Raw genomic sequence first — 6559 nt, forward strand, 5'->3', positions numbered from 1 at the left:
TTTGGAGCTCCAAACGGGCAGTTTCTGTCATCTCGATGAGGGGGGGGGAGGCTATGAGGCGTAGATGCCGGCCATCCAGTCCTCCACGTCCGAGGGATCACGCGGCAGCGCAGCACTGAGGTTCTCTGCGCCTTCTGCGGTGATCAGGACGTCGTCCTCGATCCGCACGCCGATCCCGCGGTACTCCTCGGGGATGGTGAGGTCCTCTTCCTTGAAGTAGAGGCCAGGCTCGATCGTGAAGACCATGCCTTCTTCGATGATGCCGTCCAGGTACAGCTCGCGGCGGGCCTGTGCACAATCATGGACGTCCAGGCCCAGGTGGTGGCTGGTGCCGTGCGGCATCCAGCGGCGGTGCTGCTGGCCGTCTTCAGACAGCGCTTCCTCCAGCGGCACGGGCAGCAGGCCCCAGTCCTGCAGGCGCTCAGCCAGTACCCGGACAGCTGCAGCGTGCACGTCGCGGAACTTGTTGCCGGGCTTGGCTGCGGCGAAACCGGCGTCCGCGGCATCGAGCACTGCCTGGTATACGCGGCGCTGGACCTCGGAGAAGGTGCCGTTGACCGGCAGCGTACGGGTGATGTCTGCGGTGTAGAGGCTGTCCGCTTCCACACCGGCGTCCAGCAGCAGCAGGTCCCCGGCCTTCACTGCGCCGTTGTTGCGGATCCAGTGAAGCACCGTGGCGTTGTTGCCGGCAGCGGCGATGGTGTCATAGCCGAGGTCGTTGCCTTCTTCCCGGGCACGGGCGAAGAATGCACCTTCGACGACGCGTTCCCCGCGCGGGTGGGTAATGGCGCGGGGGAGAGCCTTCACAACTTCGGTGAAGCCGTTCACGGTTGCGGCGACTGCCTCGCGCATCTGTTCGATTTCCCAGGCGTCCTTGACCAGGCGCAGCTCCGAAAGGGCTTCGGTGAGCTCTTCATCCTTTGAATCGAGGGCGCTGAAGTCCATGTTTTCCGGGTCGAGCGCGGTGTTGTAGCGGACGGTGTCCACCAGGGCATCGACCATCTCATCGACCTTGCGCAGCAGCCGGACGGAAATGCCGCCGAACTGCGGATCGCCTACGTTGGACGTTATGGCGGTTTCGGCCTCGGACAGGTCGCGGGTTTGCAGACCAACCAGGGCGCTGACCTGTTCCAGTCCCAGCCGGGACCCGATCCAGAAAGCTCCATAGCGGGCGTTGGAGTAGAACTCCTCGCTGTCGGTGCCGGCCAGCGGACGGAAGTACAGGGTGGCAGTGTGGTGGCCGCCGTCGTCGCCGGTTCCCTCTTCCACAGGTTCCAGGACCAGGACGGCGTCCGGCTCATGGTCAAGGCCCAGCCCGGTGAGGTGGGCGAACCCGGAGTGCGGACGGAACCGGTAATCGGTGTCGTTGGAGCGGACCTTCAGGGGGCCGGCCGGAATCACCAGGCGCTCGCCCTTGAAACGCTCGGAGAGTGCGCGGCGGCGGGCGGCCGCGTGGGGAGCCACTGCGGACTGCTCCGGAAGCTCATCGGACGCGGATGCCCAGCCGGAGGACATAAAGTCCTTGAACGCCTGCGACGTGGGGCGCTGGGAACGGTTGTTCACCCGGTCCTCAAGCGGCTGTCCCTCGGACAGTTCCTCAAGGCCGGAATCGGCGGGGTTCATGGAATTGGCTTCAGTACTCACTTGTCTATGCTCTCACCGGCAGTTAACAGGGCCAAACATGCCCCGGCCTCCGCGGAGCGCCAGCGCCGGATCCGCGCGGCTAACCGCGTAGATTGGAGGGGTGAGAATCGACCTGCATACCCACTCGAACGTCTCCGACGGCACCGAAGCGCCTGGGGCCGTGATGGCCTCCGCCGCCGCTGCCGGACTGGATGCCGTGGCGCTGACGGACCACGACTCCACTGCAGGGTGGGGCGAGGCAGCCGAAGCGGCCCGCACCTTGGGCCTGGTATTCGTTCCGGGCATGGAAGTCTCCTGCCGCACGGAGGACGGGATCAGCGTCCATGTGCTGTCCTACCTTCACGACCCGTCCCATCCGGGTCTGCTGGCCGAAATCGCCAAGTCCCGCTCGGCGCGGGTGAGCCGGGCAGAACGCATGGTGGAACGGCTTGCCGAGGACTATCCCATCAGCTGGGCAGACGTGCAGGAACAGGTTGCTCCCGGCGCTACTATTGGCCGGCCGCACATTGCCGATGCACTGGTCGCCGCCGGGGTGGTGCCTTCGAGATCGGCAGCTTTCGCCGGAATCCTGACCGGACGCTCCCGCTATTTCGTGGCGCACTATGCCCCTGACCCGGCGCACGCGGTGCGCCTGATCCGCGACGCCGGCGGAGTACCCGTTTTTGCCCACCCCGAGGCGTCCGCGCGCGGACGCGTGGTGGGAGAACGGACTTACCTGGAAATGATCGACGCCGGGCTGGCCGGCCTGGAGATTGAACATCGGGACAACCCGCAGGACGGCCGCGCCTACCTTCGCCGGCTGGCTGCTGAGCATTCGCTGCTGGTAACCGGCTCCAGCGATTACCACGGAACGGGCAAGCCGAACCTGCTGGGGGAGAACACCACCAGCGCCGAAGTCCTGGAACGGATTGCTGAACTGGGTACGGGCACGTCCGTCGTCCGGCCGTAACTGGTCCGGCCTAAGCAGCTGTCTGCCCGGAAACCGTCCGGTCCTTGGCTGCTAGAGCGCTGCAGGAGCCGGCCCCGAGTCCACGGACTCGGCCGGTGCGTTCTTCGGGGCAGCGGCGCGCCTGGCCCGGACGCGTTTTGGCTTGGCCGGCACCAGCAACCTGGCGGCATGTCCCAGCCGGCGCTCCATGACCTCAATGGCCTGCGGATTGGCGTCCACGCACACAAACCGGCGGCCAAGCTTCTCGGCCACCGCGCCCAGGGTTCCCGAGCCGGCAAAGAAGTCCAGCACCCAGTCCCCTTCACGGCTGGAGGCCGCGACGGCGCGGCGCAGGAGGCCTTCGGGCTTCTGCGTCGGGTAGCCGGTCTTTTCCTTCCCGGTGGGGGAGACAATCGTGTGCCACCAGACATCGGTGGGCAGCTTGCCCAGCGCCACCTTCTCCGGTGTCACCAGGCCGGGCGCCATGTACGGCTCCCGGTCCACCTCGGCGTTGTCGAAGTGGTAGGCGGCAGGGTTCTTCACATAGACCAGGATGTTGTCGTGCTTGGCTGGCCAGCGGTTCTTGGCCCGGCCGCCGTAGTCGTAGGCCCAGATGATCTCGTTCAGGAAGCAGTCCCGCCCGAAGAGGGCATCCAGCATCACCTTCACGTAATGCACCTCGCGGTAGTCAAGGTGCACGTAGAGGGTGCCGTCGTCGGCGAGCAGGCGCCACGCTTCGGCCATGCGGGGTTCCAGGAAAGCCCAGTAGTCCTCGAACGCGTCGTCGTAACTGGAGAGCAGGCCCTTGACCGTGGTGTAGCTGCGGCCCTTGAATCCCGTCCGGTCGCCGGTGCCCTCGACGCTTCGGACCATGGTGGTCTGCTGCCGGCGCTGGGCCCGGCCGGTATTGAACGGGGGATCGACGTAGATCAGGGTAAAGGAGCCGTCCGGCAGGGTCGGCAGATAGTCCGCATTGTCTGCGTGGACTATCAGCGACCCGCCGTCCGGCGTCCAGTTAGGTGTGCTCATCCGTGTGGAGGGGATCCCGGCCTATTCGGCGGCGGGTGCCTTGCTGACTACCTCGCCGTTGCGGCGGCGGGTACGGCTGCGGTTCCGGCGGGGCCGTTCAGCCTTGGCCGTTTCACCGGCGGCAGCGGCCGGAGCGTCAGCGGCCTTCTCCGGGCCGCGGCGGGCACCCTCGCGGTTGCCCTCACGGGAGCCGCGGGCACGGTCCGAGCCGCGTGCGCGGTCGGAGGAACGGCCACCGGAGCGCTGTCCCGAATCGGCGCGGGGTGCGCGGCGGCCGCCGGACTTGCCGGTCTCGCCAAGGTCTTCGAGCTTCTCGGCATCGATGCCGGCCAGGACGCGCTTGTTGCGCGGCAGGCGTCCCTTGGTTCCTTCGGGGATGTCCAGGTCGGTGTACAGGTGCGGTGAAGACGAGTAGGTTTCCACCGGTTCGGCATGGTCCATGCCCAGGGCCTTGTTGATCAGGCCCCAGCGGGGAACGTCGTCCCAGTCCACGAAGGTGACGGCAGTGCCCTTGTTGCCTGCGCGGCCGGTGCGGCCGACGCGGTGCAGGTAGGTCTTCTCATCCTCGGGGCACTGGTAGTTGATGACGTGCGTGACGTCATCGACGTCGATGCCGCGGGCTGCTACGTCGGTGGCAACCAGGACATCCACCTTCTCGTTGCGGAAGGCGCGCATGGCCTGTTCGCGGGCACCCTGGCCCAGGTCACCGTGCATGGCGGCGACGGCGAAGCCGCGGTCCACGAGCTCCTCGGAGAGTTTCGCCGCAGTGCGCTTGGTCTTCGTGAAGATGATGGTCCGGCCGCGGCCGCGGGCCTGCAGGATCCGGGAAACGACTTCGCTCTTGTCCAGGTTGTGGGCCCGGTAGACAACCTGGCGGATGTCCTTCTTCGTCAGGCCCTCATCATCGGGATCCGCTGCCCGGATGTGGGTGGGCTTGGTCATGTAGCGGCGGGCCATGGCGACGACGGCGCCGGGCATGGTGGCCGAGAACAGCAGGGTCTGGCGAACGGCCGGGGTTGCTGCCATCAGTGTCTCGACGTCGGGCAGGAAGCCCAGGTCCAGCATTTCGTCGGCCTCGTCCAGGACGACGATGCGCACGTTCTTGAGGGAGAGCTGCTTCTTGTTGTACAGGTCGATCAGGCGGCCGGGGGTGCCGACAACGATTTCCACGCCGGCTTCCAGGGCCTCGATCTGGGGCTCGTACGCACGGCCGCCGTAGATGGTGACGATTCGTGCGCCGCGGCGGCGTGCCGCCGTCGTTAGGTCGCCAGCCACCTGCACCGCGAGCTCACGGGTGGGGACGACGATCAGGGCCTGCGGGGCGCCGGGTACAGCCAGGTCGGCGTAGCCTTCGTCGTCCGGTCCGATGACGCGCTGCAGCGCGGGGATGCCGAAACCGAGGGTCTTGCCGGTGCCGGTCTTGGCCTGGCCAATGATGTCGTGGCCGCCAAGGGCCACCGGCAGGGTCATCGACTGGATCGGGAAGGGGTGGGTGATACCGGCGTCGGCGAGGGATTCGACGATGTCTGACCGGACACCAAAGTCTGCGAACGTCAGTTCGCGGATTTCGGCTGCGGCATCCGTCGTGGCGATGGTCTCGGTGACTTCGAGTTCTTCATTGCTGTCATCAGCGGTCAGCTGCGCGTCGCTGACCTGGGAAAGTTCAGTGTTCAATTACATACCGTTCAGTTAGGCATTCTGCGGCGCCGCGCTCGACGAGGGGGCATAGGGCCCACCCCGGAGCGGGATGGCGCGCAGGTGATGCGTCCAGCGGAAGCCGATCGCGGGCTAAGGACTGCTGGCCACTCCAACTGCATTCGGCAAAGGCAGCGGCCGGAAAATATCAAGTTCGCGTAGGTACTGCGGGTCTCACAGCCGGCTGGTTAGTGTCTCCAACCGGCATTTCATGAAGGATTTCAAGAAGTGGGAACGACCGGGCATCCATTTACTACCATTCCAGTCTACCCGGTGCAGGCGCAACGGGTCGCATTGGCCCATCCAGCGAGTTGGAGCGGGGCAGGGCGGGCCGATGATGACGCCGCGGCAGCGGTGCAGGCGGTTGAGAGCGGGGACACACCGGTACGCTGGGCGTATGAGTGAGAACAACGCAGCTTCGGCAACAGGGCAGGCAGTGGTCCCCGGTGCAATGGACCCGTACCGGCAGTTCCTTTCGGACCTGCTTGGCGTAGTCGCCTACGGTGAGCTGTCAGCCTTCGAGCGGATGTCTTCAGATGCGCGTTTCTCGCCGACTCTCCGGGACCGTGCAGCGCTTGGACGCCTGGCGGTGCGCGAATACGAGAACTTCGAGCGGGTCACCGCCCATCTGGAGTCGATGGGCGTTAACGCCGAGGACGCCATGGCACCCTTCCAGGCTTCGGTGGATGCGTTCCACGACCGGACCCGGCCCGGGGACTGGTATGAGTCCCTGATGAAGTTCTATGTCACTGACGCGATTTCCGACGATTTCTACGCTGCCCTGGGATCCCTGCTTGATTCGGAGAGTTCGCAGCTGATCGCCTCTTTGCAGGAAACCGGCAGCGAAGCGGCGGGTGAAGTCCTCTTTGTGCGCCTGCAGGAATCCCTGAAAGACGACCCGCGCCTGGCCTCGCGCCTGGCGCTGTGGGGACGCCGCCTCGTGGGGGAGGCCCTGACCCAGGCGCAGCGCGTGGTGATCGAACGTGCGCTGCCCACTGGGATGGACGGGATCCTCAGCCCCGAAGAGTTCGACGCGCAGATCCGGGAGCTCTTCAGCCAGCTGACCCGCAACCATTCACGGCGGATGTCCCTCCTCGGACTCACTGCCTAGGCGAGCCGGAAGGCCGAGTTAGTGCCGGTTCCCGCTGCCGGGTACATTCCGCCTGTACCGTAAGTGCCAGCACTGGCGGGGGATCGGCGGGGGAATCGGCGGGGGACAGGTATGAGTTCGAATTCCAGCGCCCCGGTGCGCCGGTTCCTCTC

General features: G+C 66.2%; 5 protein-coding genes. 2 read left to right on the top strand and 3 right to left on the bottom strand.

Annotated elements, in window-relative coordinates; translation table 11 throughout:
• Positions 1 to 51 precede the first annotated feature (51 nt).
• Positions 52 to 1623, bottom strand: a complete 1572-nt coding sequence (locus ABFX29_RS08930) for an aminopeptidase P family protein (RefSeq protein ID WP_152227339.1) — start codon at positions 1621 to 1623, stop codon at positions 52 to 54.
• Positions 1624 to 1744: 121 nt separating this feature from the next.
• Here ABFX29_RS08930 and ABFX29_RS08935 point away from each other — a divergent pair, with 121 nt between their 5' ends.
• Positions 1745 to 2593, top strand: a complete 849-nt coding sequence (locus ABFX29_RS08935; RefSeq protein WP_152226685.1) for a PHP domain-containing protein — start codon at positions 1745 to 1747, stop codon at positions 2591 to 2593.
• Between the two features lie 51 nt (positions 2594 to 2644).
• On the opposite strand, the gene ABFX29_RS08940 is transcribed toward ABFX29_RS08935, so the two are convergent.
• The gene (locus tag ABFX29_RS08940) at positions 2645 to 3601 is read right to left on the bottom strand and encodes a DNA-methyltransferase (protein ID WP_152226687.1); all 957 of its coding nucleotides are present in this window, start codon (positions 3599 to 3601) and stop codon (positions 2645 to 2647) included.
• 21 nt (positions 3602 to 3622) lie between these two features.
• Entirely contained in the window at positions 3623 to 5239 is a 1617-nt protein-coding gene (locus ABFX29_RS08945) for a DEAD/DEAH box helicase (protein WP_420831161.1), read from the bottom strand.
• A 454-nt stretch (positions 5240 to 5693) separates the two neighbouring features.
• Here ABFX29_RS08945 and ABFX29_RS08950 point away from each other — a divergent pair, with 454 nt between their 5' ends.
• The gene (locus tag ABFX29_RS08950; RefSeq protein WP_246167290.1) at positions 5694 to 6407 is read left to right on the top strand and encodes a ferritin-like fold-containing protein; all 714 of its coding nucleotides are present in this window, start codon (positions 5694 to 5696) and stop codon (positions 6405 to 6407) included.
• Positions 6408 to 6559 lie beyond the last annotated feature (152 nt).

It is taken from the genome of Arthrobacter gandavensis, assembly GCF_039528575.1.
GTDB classification, from domain to species: domain Bacteria; phylum Actinomycetota; class Actinomycetes; order Actinomycetales; family Micrococcaceae; genus Arthrobacter_B; species Arthrobacter_B citreus_B.

Bases quoted from the DNA above. Each gene is read 5' to 3' on its own strand.
- ABFX29_RS08930 (WP_152227339.1), bottom strand. From the start codon at position 1,623: ATGAACCCCGCCGATTCCGGCCTTGAGGAACTGTCCGAGGGACAGCCG.
- ABFX29_RS08940 (WP_152226687.1), bottom strand. From the start codon at position 3,601: ATGAGCACACCTAACTGGACGCCGGACGGCGGGTCGCTGATAGTCCAC.
- ABFX29_RS08950 (WP_246167290.1), top strand. From the start codon at position 5,694: ATGAGTGAGAACAACGCAGCTTCGGCAACAGGGCAGGCAGTGGTCCCC.